Annotated in this window: 20 protein-coding genes; 10 read left to right on the top strand and 10 right to left on the bottom strand. The window is 60.3% G+C overall.

All coding sequences use genetic code 11. The features are described 5' to 3' along the window. Positions 1–83: 83 nt before the first annotated feature. Positions 84–3,032, bottom strand: coding sequence for an isoleucine--tRNA ligase (ileS, locus tag H4P12_RS13695; protein WP_187794231.1), 2,949 nt, complete (start codon positions 3,030–3,032; stop codon positions 84–86). Between the two features lie 207 nt (positions 3,033–3,239). Between ileS and H4P12_RS13690 the strand changes: the two genes are divergently transcribed. The 3 genes from H4P12_RS13690 to H4P12_RS13680 are packed head-to-tail and all read left to right on the top strand — an operon-like array spanning position 3,240 to position 5,731. Next, complete coding sequence (locus H4P12_RS13690; RefSeq protein ID WP_187794230.1) at positions 3,240–4,064, top strand: DUF6635 family protein; 825 nt, start codon at positions 3,240–3,242, stop codon at positions 4,062–4,064. A 58-nt stretch (positions 4,065–4,122) separates the two neighbouring features. Continuing rightward, positions 4,123–5,349, top strand: coding sequence for an FAD-dependent oxidoreductase (locus tag H4P12_RS13685; protein WP_187794229.1), 1,227 nt, complete (start codon positions 4,123–4,125; stop codon positions 5,347–5,349). After that, a complete protein-coding gene (locus H4P12_RS13680) occupies positions 5,330–5,731 on the top strand; it encodes a group III truncated hemoglobin (protein ID WP_187794228.1) in 402 nt (133 codons plus the stop codon). The genes H4P12_RS13685 and H4P12_RS13680 overlap by 20 nt, the downstream gene beginning before the upstream one ends. Here the strand turns inward: H4P12_RS13680 and H4P12_RS13675 are convergent. The 5 genes from H4P12_RS13675 to ispH all read right to left on the bottom strand — a co-directional run bounded on the left by H4P12_RS13675 (position 5,728) and on the right by ispH (position 9,037). Beyond that, positions 5,728–6,366 carry a trimeric intracellular cation channel family protein gene (locus tag H4P12_RS13675; RefSeq protein WP_187794227.1) on the bottom strand — a complete coding sequence of 213 codons (639 nt, stop codon included), beginning with the start codon at positions 6,364–6,366 and terminating at the stop codon, positions 5,728–5,730. The two genes, H4P12_RS13680 and H4P12_RS13675, sit on opposite strands and share 4 nt — an antisense overlap. Beyond that, the gene (rnhA, locus tag H4P12_RS13670) at positions 6,363–6,812 is read right to left on the bottom strand and encodes a ribonuclease HI (protein WP_187794226.1); all 450 of its coding nucleotides are present in this window, start codon (positions 6,810–6,812) and stop codon (positions 6,363–6,365) included. The genes H4P12_RS13675 and rnhA overlap by 4 nt, the downstream gene beginning before the upstream one ends. After that, positions 6,809–7,411 carry a LysE family translocator gene (locus H4P12_RS13665; RefSeq protein WP_187794225.1) on the bottom strand — a complete coding sequence of 201 codons (603 nt, stop codon included), beginning with the start codon at positions 7,409–7,411 and terminating at the stop codon, positions 6,809–6,811. The genes rnhA and H4P12_RS13665 overlap by 4 nt, the downstream gene beginning before the upstream one ends. Beyond that, on the bottom strand, positions 7,408–8,022 hold the full coding sequence (locus tag H4P12_RS13660) for a glutathione S-transferase family protein (RefSeq protein ID WP_246449294.1): 615 nt from the start codon (positions 8,020–8,022) through the stop codon (positions 7,408–7,410). The genes H4P12_RS13665 and H4P12_RS13660 overlap by 4 nt, the downstream gene beginning before the upstream one ends. 61 nt (positions 8,023–8,083) lie before the next feature. Then, positions 8,084–9,037 carry a 4-hydroxy-3-methylbut-2-enyl diphosphate reductase gene (gene ispH, locus H4P12_RS13655; protein WP_187794224.1) on the bottom strand — a complete coding sequence of 318 codons (954 nt, stop codon included), beginning with the start codon at positions 9,035–9,037 and terminating at the stop codon, positions 8,084–8,086. Positions 9,038–9,249: 212 nt separating this feature from the next. Between ispH and H4P12_RS13650 the strand changes: the two genes are divergently transcribed. Next, a complete protein-coding gene (locus H4P12_RS13650; protein ID WP_187794223.1) occupies positions 9,250–10,293 on the top strand; it encodes a sel1 repeat family protein in 1,044 nt (347 codons plus the stop codon). 210 nt (positions 10,294–10,503) lie between these two features. On the opposite strand, the gene H4P12_RS13645 is transcribed toward H4P12_RS13650, so the two are convergent. Further along, complete coding sequence (locus tag H4P12_RS13645) at positions 10,504–11,934, bottom strand: cobyric acid synthase (protein ID WP_187794222.1); 1,431 nt, start codon at positions 11,932–11,934, stop codon at positions 10,504–10,506. A gap of 71 nt (positions 11,935–12,005) precedes the next feature. Here H4P12_RS13645 and secG point away from each other — a divergent pair, with 71 nt between their 5' ends. Both secG and pyrG read left to right on the top strand, forming a co-directional pair. Further along, entirely contained in the window at positions 12,006–12,548 is a 543-nt protein-coding gene (gene secG, locus H4P12_RS13640) for a preprotein translocase subunit SecG (protein ID WP_187794221.1), read from the top strand. A gap of 150 nt (positions 12,549–12,698) precedes the next feature. After that, on the top strand, positions 12,699–14,342 hold the full coding sequence (gene pyrG / locus H4P12_RS13635) for a CTP synthase (RefSeq protein WP_187794220.1): 1,644 nt from the start codon (positions 12,699–12,701) through the stop codon (positions 14,340–14,342). A gap of 53 nt (positions 14,343–14,395) precedes the next feature. On the opposite strand, the gene H4P12_RS13630 is transcribed toward pyrG, so the two are convergent. Both H4P12_RS13630 and H4P12_RS13625 read right to left on the bottom strand, forming a co-directional pair. Next, entirely contained in the window at positions 14,396–14,716 is a 321-nt protein-coding gene (locus H4P12_RS13630) for a hypothetical protein (protein ID WP_187794219.1), read from the bottom strand. A gap of 37 nt (positions 14,717–14,753) precedes the next feature. Continuing rightward, positions 14,754–15,302, bottom strand: a complete 549-nt coding sequence (locus tag H4P12_RS13625; RefSeq protein ID WP_187794218.1) for a LabA-like NYN domain-containing protein — start codon at positions 15,300–15,302, stop codon at positions 14,754–14,756. Between the two features lie 105 nt (positions 15,303–15,407). Here H4P12_RS13625 and folK point away from each other — a divergent pair, with 105 nt between their 5' ends. The 4 genes from folK (at position 15,408) to H4P12_RS13605 (ending at position 19,296) form a co-directional block, all read left to right on the top strand. After that, positions 15,408–16,013, top strand: a complete 606-nt coding sequence (gene folK / locus H4P12_RS13620) for a 2-amino-4-hydroxy-6-hydroxymethyldihydropteridine diphosphokinase (RefSeq protein ID WP_343069831.1) — start codon at positions 15,408–15,410, stop codon at positions 16,011–16,013. Between the two features lie 72 nt (positions 16,014–16,085). Then, on the top strand, positions 16,086–16,439 hold the full coding sequence (gene rpoZ, locus H4P12_RS13615) for a DNA-directed RNA polymerase subunit omega (RefSeq protein ID WP_187794217.1): 354 nt from the start codon (positions 16,086–16,088) through the stop codon (positions 16,437–16,439). 31 nt (positions 16,440–16,470) lie between these two features. Beyond that, positions 16,471–18,585, top strand: a complete 2,115-nt coding sequence (locus H4P12_RS13610) for a RelA/SpoT family protein (RefSeq protein WP_187794216.1) — start codon at positions 16,471–16,473, stop codon at positions 18,583–18,585. Between the two features lie 93 nt (positions 18,586–18,678). Further along, entirely contained in the window at positions 18,679–19,296 is a 618-nt protein-coding gene (locus H4P12_RS13605) for a DUF2062 domain-containing protein (RefSeq protein ID WP_223115814.1), read from the top strand. Between the two features lie 3 nt (positions 19,297–19,299). Here the strand turns inward: H4P12_RS13605 and H4P12_RS13600 are convergent, their stop codons facing one another. Continuing rightward, positions 19,300–20,202: a 2-hydroxyacid dehydrogenase gene (locus H4P12_RS13600; RefSeq protein WP_187794214.1), complete on the bottom strand. Its 903-nt coding sequence runs from the start codon at positions 20,200–20,202 to the stop codon at positions 19,300–19,302. Between the last annotated feature and the right edge of the window lies 1 nt (position 20,203).

Here is a 20,203-nt window from a genome sequence, read left to right as displayed (position 1 = left end):
ATTGAAAATATCAAGAAAAAACATAGCGATAAACAAAGGTTTACCGCTATGTTTTTCTGTTTTCCGGTGCCTGATTCGGCGGATCAGCCCTTGGTCAGCACGTCATCGCAACGGGCGCAGACACCCGGATGACTGTGCGTGCCAACGTCTGGAAGGATTTTCCAGCAGCGCTGACATTTTTCTCCTTCGGCCAATTCAAAGACCACACCGACGCCGGGCATATCCGTCATTCGGAACGCCTCACCGGGCGCGGGATCACTGGTCAGCGACAGGTCGGACACGATGCAGACATCCTCGAAGGGCACCGATTTCAACGCGTCCAGCATGTCCGCATCTTCGACATGAACCACAGGCGCGGCCTCAAGACTGGCGCCGATGGTCTTGTCGCTGCGCTTGACCTCCAGCGCGGCGGTCACGACACGCCGAGCGCGACGAACATGATCCCATTTCTGCGCCAGCGGTTCGTTCAGCCAATCCGCAGGCGTAACCGGGAAGTCATGCAGATGCACGCTGTCATCGTCAGACGGGAAGCGTGACAGCCAGACATCCTCCATCGTGAAGGGCAGGATCGGGGCCAGCCATGTTACAAGACGGTGGAACAGGATATCCAGCACGGTCCGGGCGGAACGGCGGGTCAGGCTGTCGGGGCCATCGCAATACAAAGCATCCTTGCGGATGTCGAAATAGAAGGCCGACAGATCCACGGTGCAGAACTGGAACAGCGTCTGGAACACACCCTGGAAGTCAAAGCTGTCATAGCCTTTGCGGACCTGATGATCCAACTGTGCCAAGCGGTGCAGCACCCATTGTTCCAATTCGGGCATATCGGCCGGTGCGACTTTTTCGGCATCCGTAAAGCCCGCCAGCGATCCCAGCATGAAACGCAAGGTATTGCGCAAGCGACGATAGCTGTCCGCGGTGCCTTTCAGGATTTCCGGCCCGATCCGCTGGTCTGCGGTGTAATCGGTCTGCGCCACCCATAGGCGCAGGATATCGGCGCCATATTCGTCGATCACCTTTTGCGGCACGATGGTATTGCCCAACGATTTGGACATTTTCATGCCCTTTTCGTCCAGCGTGAACCCATGCGTCACCACATTGCGATAAGGGGCGCGGCCACGGGTCGCGCTGGCCTGCAACAAGGATGACTGGAACCAGCCACGATGCTGGTCCGTGCCCTCCAGATAGACATCGGCGATGCCATCCGGCGCACCATCGGCGCGGTCACGCAGCACAAAGGCATGGGTCGAGCCGCTGTCGAACCACACATCCAGCACGTCCATGACCTGATCATAGTCGTCGGGGTTCACAACACCGTCCAGCACCTGCGCCTTGAAGCCGTCACCATACCAGACATCGGCCCCCCCCTTCTGAAAGGCGGCGATGATGCGGTCATTCACCCGCTGATCGCGCAGCAGGAAATCGAAATCGGTCGGCTTTGCCCCCTTTTTCACAAAGCTGGTCAGCGGCACGCCCCATGCCCGCTGGCGTGACAACACCCAGTCAGGGCGGCCCTCGACCATCGAATGAATGCGGTTGCGGCCCGTTTGCGGCCACCATTTCACCAGCTTGTCGATGCTGGTCAGCGCCCGCGTGCGGATCGTGCTGCCATATTCGCCCATGCCGTCATTCAGGTCATGGTCGATGGCCGCGAACCATTGCGGCGTGTTGCGATAGATCAGCGGAGCCTTGGACCGCCAGCTATGCGGATAGCTGTGCTTGATCTTGCCCTTGGCCAGCAACGCGCCCGCATAGGCCAGTTGCTTGATATTTTCCACATTCGCCGGGCCATCCTTGCCATCGGCCTGAATGATCGCCAGCCCGCCAAAGATCGGCAGATCCTTGCGATAGCTGCCGTCCGGCTCGACGTTATAGGTCATCGGCAGCTTGTGCTTCAGACCAAGCTGATAATCGTCGTCGCCATGGCTGGGCGCGTTATGGACAAAGCCCGTGCCCGCATCGTCGGTGACGAAATCGGCGGCCAACAGGGGAACGTCATAATCCCATTCACCATTGCCGCCTTCGACACCACGATAGGGATGGGCAAGGGTCAGTTCGGCCAATTCAGACGCGGGCACATCGCGCAGGCGGTTATGGCTTTCGATCTTGGCGGATTGCAGAACGCTTTCGGCCAGCGCATCGGCCAGCACCAGCTTTTCGCCAGGCTTAGCGGTCGAGCTTTCGGCAACCGTGCCGACCTCATACAGGCCATAGCTGATGGCGGGGTTGAAAGAGACCGCGCGGTTTTGCGGAATCGTCCAAGGGGTCGTGGTCCAGATGACGATTGAGGCGTCATTTAAAGATTCAGGCACGCTCATTGAGGGCACCACATCATGTGGCACCGGAGACTTCGGCCTGAACCGCACCCAGATCGTATGGCTGGTGTGGTCCTTGTATTCGACCTCGGCCTCGGCCAGCGCGGTCTTTTCGACCGGCGACCACATCACGGGTTTTGACCCCTGATACAGGCTGCCATTCATCAACAGCTTCATGAAATCGGCAGCAATTACCGCCTCGGCATGGTAATCCATCGTCAGATAGGGCGCGTCCCATTTGCCGGTCACGCCCAGACGCTTGAATTCCTCGCGCTGGATATCGACCCAGCTTTCCGCAAAGCGACGGCATTCCTGACGGAATTCCACCACATCGACGGCGTCCTTGTCGCGGCCCTCGGTGCGGTATTTTTCCTCGATCTTCCATTCGATCGGCAGACCGTGGCAATCCCAGCCGGGCACATAGCGCGCATCGCGGCCCATCATCTGATGGCTGCGCACCACGATGTCCTTGATCGTCTTGTTCAGCGCGTGGCCGATATGCAGATGCCCGTTCGCATAGGGCGGGCCGTCATGCAGGATGAACGGCGCCCGCCCGTGGCTGCGTTCGCGCAGGCGGTCATAGATGCCGATACGTTCCCACCGGGCCAGCCATTCGGGTTCGCGCACGGGCAGGCCGGCACGCATCGGGAAATCGGTCTGGGGCAGGAAAACGGTATCGCGGTAATCGGGGGTATCGGCGCTTTTATCGGCGGCCATCGGGGCTTCCTTCGTGACAGGGTCGGACATGGCTAACCCGGCGGCGCAAAACCTTACGCCACCGGGTTGCTAATTCGTATGCCGAACGCCAGAAATTCCATGCTGCCTCTATAGAAAGCCGTCGCCCGCGCCGCAAGCCGGGAAGCCATCATTGCCATTCGCGTGCAGACGCTTATCTAAGAACCGTGTTTCCAAGCCACAAGCGACATGACCGCCCGCCTTAACCCCAACCAACTTGCCGCCCGCGAGGATCAGGTGTCGCGCTTTGTCCGCGATCGCTATGGCTTTCGCGGCACGTTACGGCTGCATTGGGCTGCGCTTGGTTGGGATATGCTGCGTGCGCCCGTCAATGTCATGCTGTCGCCGGTTTTTCTCCTGATCCGGCTGCTGGCGGCGCTGCTGTCATGGTTGGGCGCGAAACGGGTGGGGCAATGGCTGGCGCGGCGCCGAATCTTCCTGAAATCCAATGTGGCCACGCAAATTCAAAGCGATCTGACGCGATTCGTTGGCGAACTGGATGCCCAGGGCATCGGGCCAAATGCGTCCCCCGCCATCGTTCGCGAAAAGATCGCCAGCTATGCCGAAACCAGAAATGCCGTGGCCGAGATTGCAACGTCGCTGATCGTTCTGACCTGCGGCCTGTTGCTGTTTCATCGCGCCACGCCGGGGATCATCTCTTTGGCCGGGCCGTTGGCGGAAATGCGGGCCTATTCCAGCGCGTTGGATGACTTCGCGCTTGGCCGGGGGCTTGGCCGCGCGTGGTATTGGGCATTTCCGGTGCAGCTTTCCCCGTGGGAGGTGATTCTGACCGGCGTGGTGCTGGCCGTCCTTGGATCGCTGATTACCACCTTTGCCGGCATCCTTGCCGATCCTTTGCAGACGGTGACCGGCACGCATCGCCGTCGGCTGATGCGGATGCTGTCACAACTGGACCGCGCCGAAGTCGGTGGCGGGATTGAACGGGAACATATTCTGGCCCGATTGGGCGATCTATCGGACGCGATGCTTATGCTGTGGCGGTCATGGCGCTGACCGGCCTGCGGCAATCAGACGCTTGCGAGCACTCGACCGTTGCGGCACCACTTCGGGTATGAGTTCGAATATCGCGATTGTCGGTGCGGGAATTGGTGGGTTGACCGCGGCGGTCCTGTGCGCGCGCTCCGGCCACCAAGTGACCTTGTTTGAACGGTTTGACCAGCCGCGACCGGTCGGGTCGGGTTTGGTGATCCAGCCTGTCGGATTGGCGGTTCTGGATCATCTTGGCCTGGGTAGCCCCGCCCGCGATCTTTCCGCACCGATCACCCGAATGGTTGGGCGCGATCGGCGCGGCGACCGACTGGCGCTGGATATATCCTATCCGACCGACAAACCCGGCCGCGCGTTCCACCGCGCCAGCCTGTTCGATCTGCTTTGGCGCCTGACGCAGGCCGAGGGGATCAGGGTCACCACCAACGCCCATATCACCGCGGCCCCTTTGGTCGCGGGCAAACGGGATATCGTGCTGAAGGATGGCCGACGCGAGGGGCCGTTCGACTTGGTCATTGACGCCAGCGGGGCGGGATCGGCCCTGTCGCCGATGAAGGCAGGGCGGCTGCCCTTCGGGGCGCTTTGGGCCAGCGTGGCATGGCCCCACGCGACCGGTCTGGCGCAGGACATGCTGCACCAGCGATATGAGGGCGCGCATCGCATGGCAGGAATCCTGCCCACCGGACGCCTGCCGGACGATCCGCGACCAATGGCAACGGTTTTCTGGTCGCTGCCGGTCGAACAGATCGCGGATTGGTCCCTGACCTTAATCGAGGACTGGCGTGCCACCGTCTGCGATCACTGGCCGGAAATGCGCCCCTTTGTTCAGGATTTGCCAAAATCGACCCTGACGCCCGCCACCTACAGTCATGGCAGTCTGCGCCGCCTCTATGCGACGGCTTTGGCGCATATCGGCGACGCCGCGCATCGCACCAGCCCGCAACTGGGTCAAGGCGCGAATATGGCGCTGCTGGATGCCTATGCCCTGTCATTGGCGCTGCGGGAACCGGTCGTGGATGCCCTGCCCGCCTATGCGTCCATGCGCCGCTGGCACAGGCGCAGCTACCAGGCGATGAGCAGGCTTTTGACGCCAATCTATCAGTCGCACAGCCGCGCGCTGCCGTGGTTGCGAAATACGCTGCTGGCCCCGTCGTCGCGGCTTCCCGGCGTCCGGTCCGTGCTGACCCATGTGGTTGCAGGCACGGTGATCCCGCCCCTGACCGGGGTGGCGCTGCCAACCGAACCGCCCCATCTGATGAGAGGGGATGGAAATGCTGCCGCCGCGCTTTGAGATCAGTGACAAGCAGATCGAACAGGTCGTTGCCCGGTTCTATGCACAGGTGCGCAGGCATCCGGTCCTTGGCCCGATCTTCAATGGGCATGTAGATGATTGGCCCGCCCACGAAGCGAAAATCGCAGGATTCTGGAAGAAATCCATCATTCACCGGCCGGGCTATGACGGAAATCCGATGCGGGTGCATCGCGATGCAGGCGATGTCACGCCCGCGCATTTCCCCATTTGGCTGGGCCTGTTCGATCAGACCTTGCGCGATACGCTGCCCCCCGCAGCGGCCGAGGGGTGGTCACAACTGGCCCATCGGATCGGACGCGGACTTAGCCTTGGCCTGCAGGAATATCATCGCCCCACCAATGCACCGCCGTCGCTGCGTTAACCCCGGTTTTTGGGCGGCCGAGGCTTGTAGACAGGCAGGCTCCAGCCCCACCACAAACTGCCGGCACGCAGGGAAAATACCGCCGATCCGCAGGCGATCAGCGCGATGAAGCGGGGAAACCCGCACCAGATCAGCAAGACGGCGACCAAGGCGCCGCCAAAAGCCGCCGTCAGGTAAAGTTCGCCCTGCTTCAGAACCAGCGGCACCTCATTCCCGACAACGTCACGCATCAGGCCGCCAAAAGTGCCCGTCATGACCCCCATCATCACGATGATGACCGGGCCAAAGTCGCCCTCGATCGCCACACCGACGCCGGCGGCAACGGCGACCGACAAGGCCACGGCATCCAGCCAGATCAGCCATTTATATCGGCTTTCAAACAGATGCGCCGTCCAGAACACGACAACCGCCGCCGTTGCAGCGATCACGACATAGGACGGGCGCGCAACCCAGAACACCGCGTCCCGGTTCAGGATCAGATCGCGCAATGTGCCACCGCCCACCGCCGTTAGCGACGCCATGAAGATGAAGCCGACCAGATCAAGCTGCCCGCGACTGGCCACCAGCGCACCGGTCAGCGCAAAGATCAGAACCGAGCCGTAATCCAGAAACGTGACCAGCGACGCCAGATTCATTTGAAGGGCGCCATCCCCGCACGGGCCAGTTCATCCGCCCGTTCGTTTTCAGCGTGGCCCGCATGGCCCTTGATCCATTTCCAATGGACGGTGTGACGCTTTTGCGCCTCGTCCAGACGCTGCCACAACTCGACATTCTTCACGGGCTTCCTGTCAGCCGTGCGCCAGCCGTTGCGCTTCCAGCCGTGAATCCACTGGGTCACACCGTTCTTCACATAGGCACTGTCCGTGGTGATCGTAATCTCGGACGGACGGGTCAGGGCTTCCAGCGCCGAAATCGCCGCCATCAACTCCATCCGGTTGTTGGTGGTGTCCGGCTCTCCGCCAGACAGCTCTCGCTCTTTCGCGATATCGTCGCCATTCATGGCCCGCATCAGCACACCCCAGCCACCGGGGCCAGGGTTGCCGCTACAGGCGCCATCCGTCCAGGCAAAAAGTTCAGTCACGCACGCGCCATCGCCAGTTTAAATCCAAGCGCCGCGAAAGAGGCCGCAAAGACCCGCCGCATCCATCGCATCGCCATTTCAGATGCCAGCAAAGCTTCTCGGCCCGTGGCAGCAAGGGCGGCATAACCGATGAATGTCAGGAACGTAACCAGCGAAAAGACCGACCCCAGTTCGATCAGCAGCGGCATGCCCGAACCAGCAGGCATGAATTGCGGGATGAAGGCCATGAAGAACAGCGGCAGCTTGGGGTTCAGCAGATTCAGCAAGATGCCGCGCCAGACGATTTTACCCGCAGGTGCCGGGGCCGAGGGCGTCACCGACATGCTGCCGCGATCCTTCAGGACCGCCCATGCCATCCACAGCAGATACAGCACGCCCGCGAATTTCAGCGCCTGAAACAGAACTGCGCTGCTATGCAGGATCGCGGCCAGTCCGGCCAGTGCAACACACATGTGAAAAATCGTCGCAATGGTGCACCCGACCGAGGCCCAAAGACCCGCGCGCATCCCCCCACCCAAGGTCATGGACAAGGTATAAATCACGCCAATGCCCGGCGCGACGCACACGACGAAGGCCGTCAGAAGATAGTCCCAGCTCATCCCTCTAACCCCACATAATCTGGCAGCGCCGCAATCCCTGCCAGCCATCGGTTGATCGCCGGGAACCGCGCCATGTCAAACCCTCCACGCGATCCAGCGGTGCAAGTGTAGCCGTAAAGGCAGATATCGGCGAGGCTTGCGTGATCCCCCACCAGCCAATCGCGCCCTCGCAAGCGATTTTCCATGATCTGTAGCAGCGCATGACCGCGATCCAGCAGATCCTGCATCCGGTCCGGCGTCGCCAGATGTTTGCGCGATGGATAGAAGCTCAGCGCACCGCGAACGGCGATCACGCCTTCATGCTGGTTCTGTTCCCAGAACATCCAGCCCAGCATCTGCGCATGATCAAAGGCATCACCCGGCACATACTCCGTGCCCCTGCCCAGCCAGCTCAGAATGGCATTGGATTCGGGCAGCAACCGGCCATCGTCCAGTTGCAGGACCGGGGCCTTGCCAAATGGCAGACGCCCATCCGCCTTGGCTTGCGCCAATTCGGGCGAATTATCCTCGACATCAATGGTTGTGCAATCGCGCCCCAAAAGCGCCAGCAAAAGCCGGACCTTGTAGCTGTTGCCCGATGAGGGCATCGAATACAGTTTCAAACCCGCCATGATCGCGTCCTTATCCCGACCGAGGATTAGTCGCGGGAAGTCAGGCAGCGGTCAATCGGCTTTACGCTTCCCGAAGCACGCGCGGAACTTTGAACTCAACGCGTTCCTGTGCGGTTTCGACCAGTTCGACCGTCACGTCATAGCGCTGACGAAAGGCGTCGACGACCTCGTCCACCAACACTTCGGGGGCGCTGGCACCGGCGGTGACGCCCACCGCGCGGGCGCCGTCAATCGCCCGCCAGTCGATCTGATCCGCCCGCATGACAAGCTGCGAATAGGCGCAGCCCGCCGCGCTGCCCACCTCGACCAGGCGGCGCGAATTGGAACTGTTCGGTGCGCCGATCACCAGCAGGGCGTCGATCTGGCCCGCGATTGCCTTGACTGCGGCCTGTCGGTTGGTGGTGGCGTAGCAGATATCTTCCTTGGCCGGACCGATAATGGCCGGGAATCGCTTTTGCAGGGCCGCGACGATTTCGGCGGTATCGTCAACTGACAGGGTGGTCTGGGTGATAAAGGCCAGACTTTGCGGATCACGCGGTTCGATCCCGGCGACATCGGCGACGGTCTCGACCAGCAAAACCTCGCCTTCGGGCAATTGGCCCATGGTGCCCAAAACCTCGGGGTGGCCGGCGTGACCGATCATCACCATCTGCAACCCATTGGCAAAGTGCCGCTCAGCTTCGACATGGACCTTGCTGACCAGCGGGCAAGTGGCATCGACAAAGACCATCTCGCGCCGACGCGCCTCGGCCGGGACCGCTTTGGGCACGCCATGGGCCGAGAAGATTACCGGACGGTCCGTCGGACATTCGTCCAGTTCCTCGACGAAAACGGCGCCCTGATCACGCAGGCTGTCCACGACGAATTTGTTGTGCACGATCTCGTGCCGGACATAGACTGGCGCGCCCCATTTCTGCAGGGCCAGTTCAACAATCTTGATGGCGCGATCCACGCCCGCGCAAAAACCACGCGGCGCGGCCAGATACAGGGTCAAAGGCGGCTTGATGTGTTCCATAGCTTCGCCCTAGCGCGTAGCGGCGATGTCGTCCAGTGAATCGGTGGTCACAATGCGGCCAGCATGCAGGCCGCCGGACCATCAACATGCTTCAACCCCTTGTTTTTCGGTGACGATCCCAATTCTTTCGGCTAACCTGCGACAGTTCGCTGTTGGATAATCGCAGGCGCTCTTGCCTGGCGATCAAAAGGGGCTTTCGTTTGCCAAGCGTCGTGCATCTTTTCCTGACCAGCCTTGCCATCCTTTTCCCGTCGGTGGCGTTCGCGCGGTGTGCCGATGCAACAACCCCGGCATTGACCTGCCAGATCGCCGGAAAGCAGCAACGGGTGAACCTGTGCCTGACCCAGGATTCTGCGATCTACAGCTATGGCATGGCGGACGCCCCACCGGAATTGACGCTGACGGCGAAACTGACCGACCTTGATTATCGTCGCCGCGACGGCGCCGGATCGACGATTGATGAGGTTGTCACCTTTCGCAGTGGTGATCACGCCTTTCAGATCGACATGGGCTTCGATGGGGGTGACGACCCATACTTGAGCAGCTTGGCGGAATACACGCGCCTGACTGTGACACGGGGCGATACCCAGCTGGCCGCGCTGGAATGTGCCCCCCCGACGATAGAGCGGGCTTATGACAGGATCGCCGGGGCGATGCGGGACGTGGGCCGCGATAAAGACAGCAACGTTCAGACCCTGCCCGAGGAGGGGTGGCAGCCATTGCCGCCCGTGTCCAATATCCCTGAATGCGAGCGGGTGCCAAACTCTAACGCCGATACCTGCTGGGACTGGGGCAGCATAGCCGAGCGTCATGGCCAGACCGCCGATGCCATCGCCTTCTATGACAAGGCCTGTGACGAAGGGTTTATTTCGCCCAATTGCTATTACGTCGGAAAATTCCGGCTGCTGAACCCGCAGTTCAGAGATTATGGAAAAGCCGCTGATCGCTTTCGGCTTGTCTGCGAAGACGACGACATCGGAACCGGCCCCTACGGCTGCAAATATATCGGCTGGATGCATCACACCGGCACCGGCCAGATGAAAGACCCGCAACTGGCGTGGTATTATCTTAATCGGGCCTGCTTTACCCATAATGACGGGCAATTTATCGACGCCGAAGGCTGTCATTTTCTGGCTAATATGCCCTCCAGTCATCAGATGGCACAGCGATGGGCGATCAAACTGCGCAATATGTCGCCTTTGTGTCGATGGCGATGGGCTGCACCGACGGCGCCGAAACCCTTTGCAGCGATATGACCGATTTCTGGGCACGGGCGCAGCACCCCTCGGACAAATGGGTCCGATGGTGCGATGCCGCTGTCGCAGAGCGATCCGGCGGCGGCAACTGCAGTGAACTTATGACCCGAACCGAGACGGACTATGACGCAACTGCGCGTCGGCGGCAGATCTTGCATGATATCTTCATGTCCGCCTCTGCAGGGTGGTAATGACAGCTAACCGGGAAATCTAGCGGGCAACGGCCAGCAATCCCCCCACATCCAGATGTGCTTCCAGATGATCGGCCAGTTCGTCCAGCGTTTGATCCACGCCCGCCTCATATCCCGGCTGTGAGGACGCCCCCAGTTGCGCCAACCATGCCGCGCGGAAACTATCGTCGGCAAAAAGCCCGTGCAGATAGGTGCCCGCGATCCGGCCGTTGGAATCAACTGCGCCATCCGCATGGGGAATTCGGGCAAAGGGTCGTGCGCAATCCGGGCCACACGTGCGGCCCATATGGATTTCATAGCCGGTGACAGGCTGGCCCAAGGCCGTGCCGGTGATCCGCTGCAGATGTTTGTCGGCTGACATCGTGGTCTCCACATTCAGCAGGCCAAGCCCCGCGACCTGCCCCGCCATGCCATCCCTGCCTTCGGGGTCGTGGATCACGCGACCCAGCATCTGATAGCCACCGCAAATGCCCAACACATGCCCGCCCCGCCGGATATGGGCCGTCAGGTCGATATCCCAACCTTGCGCACGCAGGAACGCCAGATCGCCAAGGGTCGATTTCGTGCCCGGAATGATCACCACATCCGCATCGCCGGGAATCGGTCGTCCAGGCCCCAACATGGTCAGTTGCACGCCCGGCTCTGCCGCCAACGGGTCCAGATCGTCGAAATTCGCGATGCGCGACAGTATCAGGCAGACGATACGCACGCCCTGCCCTTTCGAAGCGCGCAGATCCACCGCGTCCTCGGCCGGCAAAAGATGAGCGTTCGGGAACCATGGCACGACACCGAAACCGCGCCAGCCAGTATGGTCCGCAATCATCTGATACCCGTCATCGAAAAGACGCGGATCGCCACGGAACTTATTGATCAGAAAACCGCAGATCATCGCGGCATCTTCGGGATCGATCACCGCCCGCGTTCCGACGATCTGCGCAATCACACCACCCCTGTCGATATCCCCCGCCAGAATGACCGGAACATTGGCGGCACGGGCGAATCCCATATTGGCAATGTCACGCGGACGCAGATTGACCTCGGCCGGGCTGCCCGCGCCTTCGACGATCACCACGTCATACGCGCCCCGCAAGCGGCGAAAACTGTCCATGACACCCTGCATCAGCAGCGGTTTTAACGTGGCGTAATCGCGGGCCTGGGCACGGGCGATGGCACGGCCATGCAGAATGACCTGCGCGCCGGTATCGGTTTCAGGCTTCAGCAGAACCGGGTTCATGTCGGTCATGGGCTGCAACCCGCATGCCCTCGCTTGCAATGCCTGTGCCCGCCCGATTTCGCCACCATCCGCTGTCACGGCAGCATTGTTCGACATGTTCTGCGGTTTGAAGGGCGCGACCGACAGTCCGCGCCGCAGCGCGGCCCGGCACAACCCTGCAACCAGCAGCGATTTTCCCACATTCGAGCCTGTGCCCTGAATCATGATTGTCGACATTGGACACTTCGCTTGCCATCACCTGTTTGGATGACTAGATAGGCGCGTCCGCAAATGAAAGGCCGAATGCCGTGGAAAACGTCGTCCTGACCGTCCATCTTATTCTTGCAGTGCTGTTGACCGGCGTCGTGCTGTTGCAACGCTCGGAAGGCGGTGGGCTTGGCATGGGGGGAGGAACCGGCGGCGTCATGAGCGGCCGTCAGGCAGCCAATGCGCTGACCCGCCTGACATGGATCTTTGGAATCGCGCTGTTCGTCACCTCGATCGCGCTGACCATCATTGCGGCAAGCCAGGTGTCCAACAGCTCGATCATGGATCAGCTGGGCGTTCCTGAAAGCAGACAGAACCAGGGCACGACCACGCCGCAATTGCCGGCCTATACGCCGCCCCCGTCGACCGGTGGCGATCCGCTGACCCCGCCCGCGCCTGATGCCGCGGCCCCTGCGGCAAGCACGACCACCGAAGCGCCCGCCGCTGCCGCCCCCGTTACGCCCCCATCGGCAAACGAAGCTGCACCCGCAACGGAAGCCCCCGCCGAAGTCGTGCCCGAAGCGACAGCGCCTGCGGCACCTGCTGCAGACAACGCCGCAGAACCGCCAGCACCGGCAAATTAAGCCACACAATAATTGGGGGCGGATTAAATCTGCCCTACATCAACTTGCGGTCCATTGCGGCCACGGGCCGAATAGTCTATATCTTGAGTCCCGTGATGCTGGCGATAATCGGCCTGCAGATAATCTGATCTTTGCACTCACGGGGGCCTCATGGCGCGTTACATCTTTATCACCGGCGGCGTGGTTTCATCCCTTGGCAAAGGGTTGGCATCGGCGGCGTTGGGCGCGTTGCTTCAGGCCCGCGGATACACCGTCCGCCTGCGCAAGCTGGATCCCTATCTGAATGTCGATCCCGGCACGATGTCGCCCTTTGAACATGGCGAGGTGTTTGTCACCGATGATGGCGCGGAGACCGATCTGGACCTTGGCCATTACGAGCGATTCACAGGCGTCCACGCCCGCAAGACCGATTCCATTTCGTCGGGCCGCATCTATTCCAACGTGCTGGAGAAAGAGCGTCGTGGCCAATATCTGGGCAAGACCATTCAGGTCATTCCCCACGTCACCAATGAGATCAAGGATTTCCTGTCCATCGGCGAAGACGAAGTCGATTTCATGCTGTGCGAAATCGGCGGCACCGTCGGCGATATCGAGGGCCTGCCCTTTTTCGAGGCGATTCGCCAGTTCACCCATGAACGCCCCCGTGGCAACTGCATCCTGATGCACCTGACGCTGCTCCCCTATCTGGCGGCCAGCGGTGAATTGAAGACCAAGCCGACGCAGCACAGCGTCAAGGAACTGCAATCCATCGGCCTTGCCCCCGATGTTCTGGTCTGCCGCAGCGAACACCTGATCCCCGAAAAGGAACGCGCCAAGATTGCGCTGTTCTGTAACGTCCGCCCCGATCACGTCATCCCCGCCTATGATCTGAAATCGATCTACGAAGCGCCGCTGGCCTATCACCGTGCGGGTCTGGATCAGGCGGTTCTGGACGTTTTTGGCATCAGCCCTGCCCCGCGCCCCGATCTGTCCCGTTGGGAAGATGTGATGGACCGTCTGGAAAATGCCGAAGGCGAGGTGAAGGTCGCCATCGTCGGCAAATACACCCAGCTTGAAGATGCTTATAAATCCATAGCCGAGGCGCTGACCCATGGCGGCATGGCCAACCGCGTCCGCGTCAAGGCCGAATGGGTCGACAGCGAAAAGCTGGAAGGGGACGGTGCGCATACGCTGGACGGCTATCACGGCATCATCGTTCCGGGTGGCTTTGGTGAACGTGGCACCGAAGGCATGATCGCCGCCGCGAAATATGCCCGCGAAAAAGAGGTTCCCTATCTGGGCATCTGTCTGGGCATGCAGATGGCCGTGATCGAAGGCGCACGCAATCTGGCCGATCTGCCCGATGCAGGCAGCGAGGAATTCGACCACGAGGCCGGAAAATCGCGTTTCACCCCTGTCGTCTATCACCTGAAGGAATGGGTGCAGGGTAATTATACCGTCCAGCGCAAACTGTCGGATGACAAGGGCGGCACCATGCGTCTGGGCGCCTATACCGCCATCCTGAAACCCGATTCCAAGATTTCCGAAGTCTATGGCGGCGCGACCGAGATCGAGGACCGCCACCGCCACCGCTACGAAGTGGATGCCACCTATCGCGATCAGCTGGAAGCCGCAGGCATGTCATTTTCCGGCATGTCGCCGGACGGCAAACTGCCCGAGGCTGTCGAATACCCCAAACACCCGTGGTTCATCGGCGTGCAGTCGCATCCCGAACTGAAGTCAAAGCCGTTTGAGCCTGCACCCCTGTTTGCAGGCTTTGTGCGGGCCGCTATGGAAGAGGGGCGGTTGGTCTAACCCCCCCTTAAAAATCGCATGGCGCGTAAGTTTCTGCGGCCCTTCGTCAGTCGTCAAAAAAAGCGGCGAGCCGTGCAGATGAAGAAACCAGGCCTTCCTTGTGCCTCTGGCTCGTCCATTCGACGTTCGTTTTTTGAAATTTCATCGCAAGCGCTGACGATCCGCTGCAAGTATTCCAGTTGATCTTCGCGTGTCGGCGCAGCTTCGTCTTCAATGAGGTCTGCGGGCAGGCATGCCCGGATCAATTCCTTCTGACGTTCCGTTAACGGATCCGGTTCATCCCAAGCGCATTTCAACGCTGCCGGCAAAGCGGATATCCCGCTTACCGTGGAAATGATGGGCAGGTTGCGCGAAGATGAATTGGCCACATCCAAGCGCCCGCGCAAAGGCAGATCGCGCGGGCGTTACACGTTACTCGTCGCCCTGGGGTTCGCGCGGCGGGCGGCCGATGATGTCGCGCAGCGCGTCCAGTTCGATGAAGTTGTCGGCCTGGCGGCGCAGGTCGTCGGCGATCATCGGGGGTTGCGAGCGGATCGTCGAGACGACAGAGACGCGGACGCCCTGACGTTGCAACGCCTCGATCAGCGGGCGAAAGTCGCCATCGCCGGAAAACAGGACGGCATGGTCCAGGCGCGGGGCCAGCTGCATCGCGTCGATGGTCAGCTCGATATCCATGTTGCCTTTGACCTTACGCCGACCCATCGTATCGGTGTATTCCTTCGCGGGCTTGGTTACGACACAATAGCCGTTGTAGTGCAGCCAATCGACCAGCGGACGGATCGGGGAATATTCTTCGCCTTCCATCAGCGCGGTATAGTAATAGGCACGCATCAATTTGCCGCGGCGGTCGAACTCTTGTCGTAACAGCTTGTAATCTATATCAAAGCCCAGCGATTTTGCAGCGGCGTACAGGTTCGCGCCATCTATGAAAATCGCTAATCGGTCATCCTTGTAAAACATTCTTATTGCCTTCAATGGGACTTGAGCGTTCAGTTGCGGGTCGACCGAGGTGAGGGTCTCGGAATAAGTGGCCCGATAACAGCGTTTTAGGACGGGAGGAGCAGCGTGACGAACCTGTCTTTATCTTTAGGACTGATCGCCTTGGGTGCCAATTTACCGTCCACTACAGGCAGTGCGAGTGTAACACTGCATGCAGCGATCAGCACTCTGCACAATGAGAAAAATATTACAATAACTGCATTAAGCTGTTTCTGGAAAACCCCTGCCGTGCCCCATGGCTCTGGCCCCGATTTCGTTAACGCAACGGCAGCAATTGCGACGAATTTGCGCTCTGACGAAGTGCTGGAGAGACTGCACAAAATTGAGGCAGATTTCGGCAGGGATCGCAGCACAGGTCGCTGGTCGGCACGCGTGCTGGACCTGGATCTGATTGCTTTTGATGATCAGATCGCGCCGAATCACGCAACTTTAGAACACTGGATGGCGCTTTCGCAAAACGATCAACAAATTCACACACCATCCGAACTCATTCTTCCACATCCCCGAATGCAGGATCGCGGCTTTGTCCTGGCCCCTTTGGCCCAGATCGCACCGTTGTGGCGTCATCCTCTGACCGGACTGAGTGTGATTGAGATGCTTGGAAATCTGGCCCCGGAAGCGACATCGGGAATGCAGCCCTTGGCCGATGGCTTTCGGGCCAGTGTTCCTTGACATTTTCGCTTGCAACCTTCAAATACTCGGTTCGCCCCCGGAATATCCGATTCGAAACAGCACAGGTGACATATGGCCCGCGTAACGGTCGAAGATTGCGTCGACAAAGTTCCAAACCGGTTTGATCTGGTGATGCTGGCATCGCATCGTGCGCGTGAAATCGCGACCGGCAGCGCGCCGACGGTAGAACGCGACAATGACAAGAACCCTGTTGTCGCGCTGCGCGAAATCGCCGACGAAACCCAGCCTGTCGATGATCTGCGCGAACGGATGATCGAATCGACCCAGACCCAGATCGAAGTCGATGAACCGGAAGAAGACGCGATGGCGCTGCTTCTGGGCGCGGAAATTGATCGCCCCAAACCCGCCGACGAAGAATCGGAAGAGCGGATGTTGCGCATGATGCTGGAAGCAAACCAGCGGTAAACGAATTACGGATGAGGTCTTCGTCAGGATCATGATCGACGTCGAAGACCTCATTGCGCTTGTTCGCAACTACAACCCGAAAAGCAATTCTGACCTTATCCGCGAAGCCTATGAATATGGCATGCGGATGCACGAAGGTCAGTTTCGCCATTCAGGCGAACCCTATTTCACCCATCCTATCGCTGTCGCCGCCATCCTGACCGAAATGCGTCTGGACGATGCGACCATCGTGACCGCATTGCTGCATGATACGGTAGAAGACACCCGATCGACCAAGGATGAGATCGCCACGATCTTTGGCGAAGAAATCGCCGAACTGGTCGATGGCGTAACCAAGCTGACCAATCTTCAGCTCAGTTCGACCGCCTCGAAGCAGGCCGAGAACTTTCGCAAGCTGTTCATGGCCATGTCGCGCGATTTGCGGGTCATTCTGGTCAAGCTGGCCGACCGTCTGCACAACATGCGCACGATCCGGTCGATGCGGCCCGAAAAGCAGGTGCAGAAAGCACGCGAGACAATGGATATCTTTGCGCCTCTGGCCGGTCGCATGGGTATGCAATGGATGCGCGAAGAGCTTGAGGATCTGGCCTTCAAGGTCATCAATCCCGAGGCGCGCAAGTCGATCATCCGCCGCTTTGTCAGCCTGCAACGTGAATCCGGCGACATCATCGGCCAGATCACCGCAGATATCCGGGTCGAGCTGGAAAAGGCCGGGATCGAAGCCACGGTCTTCGGCCGCGCCAAGCGTCCCTTCTCGGTCTGGCGCAAAATGCAGGAAAAGCAGCTGGCCTTTTCCCGGCTGTCCGACATTTACGGCTTTCGCATCATCACCAAATCGGAAATGGACAGCTATCGGGCGCTTGGCGTGATCCATCACCGCTGGCGCGCGGTACCGGGCCGGTTCAAGGATTACATCAGCCAGCCGAAATCGAACGGCTATCGCAGTATCCACACCACGGTGTCAGGCCGCGACGGCAAGCGGGTCGAGGTGCAGATCCGCACCCGCCAGATGCACGAAGTGGCCGAGGCTGGCGTTGCCGCACACTGGGCTTACCGCGATGGCGTGCCCACCAAGAACCCCTTCGCCGTGAACCCGACCGAATGGGTTCAAAGCATGACCAACCGGTTCGAGGGCGAGGATCACGACGAGTTTTTGGAGCACGTCAAGCTTGAGATGTATCAAGATCAGGTGTTCTGTTTCACGCCCAAAGGTGATGTGATTCAGTTGCCCAAGGGCGCGACACCGATTGATTTCGCCTATGCGATCCACACGAAGCTGGGCAATTCCTGCGTGGGTGCCAAGGTCGATGGTATCCGTGTGCCGCTGTGGACGCGGCTGCGGAATGGGCAGTCGGTGGATATCATCGCCGCGTCGGGTCAGCGTCCGCAGGCAACCTGGCTGGATATCGTCGTCACAGGCCGCGCCAAGGCCGCGATTCGCCGCAGTCTTCGCGAAGAAGACCGCGACCGCTTTATCCGCCTTGGCCGCGAATTGGTCCGCGTCAGTTTTGAGCATGTCGGCCGCAAGGTGACGGATAAGGCATTGCGCACCGCGGCCAAGCAGATGGGCATGGGCAGCGCGGACGATCTGCTGGCACAGATCGGCAGCGCCGAACATTCGGCCAAGGAAGTTTTGCAGATCCTGTATCCCGATCTGGTCGATGAACATGATGAAGTCGATATCTCCCGCCCCTTTGCCGGGTTGGAAGCGGATGCCGAAATTCAGCGTGCGCCCTGCTGTAACCCGTTGCCGGGGGAACGGATCGTGGGCATCACCTATCGCGGCAAGGGCGTCGTCATTCACGCTATCGACTGTCCCGTGCTGGCAGAATACGAAAACCAGCCCGACCGCTGGATTGATGTGCAATGGCGCGAAGGCCGTCACCCCGCCGCCTATTCGACCATGCTGGAACTGACCATTCGACACGACGCAGGTGTTCTAGGTCGTATCTGCAGCCTGATCGGCGCTCAGGGGGCGAACATCTCGGATCTTGAGTTCATTGATCGCAAGCCCGATTTCTATCGGATCGACGTTGCAGTCGAATTGCGTGACCATGAGCATCTTCATAACCTGATGACTGCCCTTGAAGCCGAAAGCGACGTTGCGCAGGTCGCACGAATTAGGGACACCTCGCAGAAACCGTAAGGCGCAAACGGCGTTCTGTTGACGAAACGAAGGATTAGGGCAACCGTGTTCAAGCGCCGCAAACCCCGAAGCTATGGGCAGATCGCAACGGAGATGATTTATCCGCGCGGCGGCTGGCGGCGTGCGGGAACTTATGTCGTGTATCGCCTGCGCCGGCTGCCAGACCAGCCACACCGGATTGGCCGTGGCGTTGCGGCAGGTGTGGCGGTGTCATTCACTCCATTCTTCGGTTTCCACTTTATTGGTGCCGCAATCGTCGCATGGGTGCTGCGCGGAAACATTCTCGCCGCACTGTTGGCAACCTTTGTCGGCAATCCGGCAACGTTTCCCTTTATCGGCGTGCTGGCCGTCACCCTGGGACGGCAGATTCTGGGCATGCCGGACGATCTGCCACCGCATCTTATCTTTGTCGAGTTTGGCCGCGCCAGCGCCGAGGTTTGGCACAATATTCAGGCCATCTTTGGCCCAGGCACCGCCAAATGGGATCACCTGTCAGAGTTCTTCCATGATGTTTACCTGCCCTATCTGGTCGGCGGCCTGATCCCCGGCATCCTGTGCGGCGTCGTGGCGCATTACCTGACCGTTCCGGTCGTGCAGGCCTATCACCGCAGACGGTCCAAGAAGATGGCCGAGCGGATCGAGCGTGTGAGGAAAGCGGCAGAAGAGCGGGACCAGCAGACCGGCGCTGCGCCGCCGCGAAACCCGCGTTAGCGACTAGTAACCCTTTTCCCGGTCCACCAGGTGCAGCACTGGCTGTCCTGATAGGGCGCGGCGGATGTTTTCGACGGCAACAGGGGCTGCGGTGTCGGCGCGGGTTTCGGCCGCGATATGCGGGGTGACGGTGACGCCTGGATGCGACCAGAAGGGATGGTCGGCTGGCAATGGTTCGTTTTTGAAGACATCCAGAACGGCATGCGCCACCTGTCCGCCATCCAGCGCCGCCAACAGGGCATCGTCGTCCAGAACCGTTCCCCGGCCCGGATTGATCAGCCATGCTCCCCGGGGCAGCTTGCCCAGCGTATCTGCATTTAGCAAACCGTGCGTTTCGGGCGTATCCGGCAGCAGATTGATCAGAATTTCGCCGCGCGACAGGGCCCTGTCCAGATGCGCGGCGCCCATCACCTCGACCCCGTCAACCGGGCGGCCAGAGGCGCTGTAGCCGGTGATCTGAAACCCGATGCCGCGCAGCATCGCAGCCACCGAGCGGCCAAGTTCGCCCATCCCCAGAATGGTGACGTTCCGGTTCTTTGCCAGCGGTGGCGCAGTCTCGTTCCGCCATTCACCATCCTGACGATAGCGGTCCATCCCCAGATGCGCCCGCATCACCCAGCCGGTGCAATATTCGGCCATCCCCATGGCCAGCCCCGGATCGACCATGCGGGCCAAAGGCTGCGTCAGCGTGGGATTGGTGACGATGCGTTCGACCCCGGCCCACAGGCTTTGCACAAGGCGCGCGTTCACATAGGGCGACAGGTCGTCAATCTCGCCCCCCGGTGCGTAGATGATGGCGTCGATGCTGGCCGGTTCGGCTTGCTGAACCAATTCCATCTCGGGCGCGGCTTTTTGCAGCGCGGGTGCCCAGCGGTTCCAGTCAGGGGCGGCGAACAGGACACGCATC

The organism is Paracoccus amoyensis, from assembly GCF_014490725.1.
Classification (GTDB): domain Bacteria; phylum Pseudomonadota; class Alphaproteobacteria; order Rhodobacterales; family Rhodobacteraceae; genus Paracoccus; species Paracoccus amoyensis.
Note: the sequence above shows the minus strand (reverse complement) of the source record. Positions and strands in the feature narration are given on the sequence as shown.